Origin of the sequence: Caulobacter sp. 602-1 (assembly GCF_003931565.1) — a bacterium.
Lineage (GTDB): Bacteria > Pseudomonadota > Alphaproteobacteria > Caulobacterales > Caulobacteraceae > Caulobacter.
Window position 1 is genome coordinate 1 of the sequence record NZ_RRYI01000142.1, and the last position, 288, is coordinate 288.

The 288-nt window shown below is 67.7% G+C and carries 1 pseudogene; it reads right to left on the reverse strand.

From position 1 onward, the window contains the following. A pseudogene (locus EIK80_RS25620) lies at window positions 1-230 on the reverse strand (hypothetical protein); the annotation flags it as partial. Between the last annotated feature and the right edge of the window lie 58 nt (window positions 231-288).

Below are 288 nucleotides of genomic sequence, written 5' to 3' on the forward strand. Positions count from 1 at the left end.
TTGGAGCATTTCAGCCCCATGAAGCCCTTGGCTGGGGCCGTGCTGACCTTGCCGCCCTTCTCGAGGATGACGACCTTGGAGCCCTCGGCCGAGCAGATGACCATGACCGAGCCGCTTTCGCGCAGGTCGTGGGCCATGGCCGCGGCCGGCGTCAGCGCCTGGACGAACAGGGCCAGCATCGCCGCGAGCGCGGCGAGCAAGACTCGGAACTGTACCGGACGGGTGGTCATGACGCGGGCAGAGCTAGAAGCTGGCCGCTACGCGGTCAACGCGACCGCGTCTCGCCAT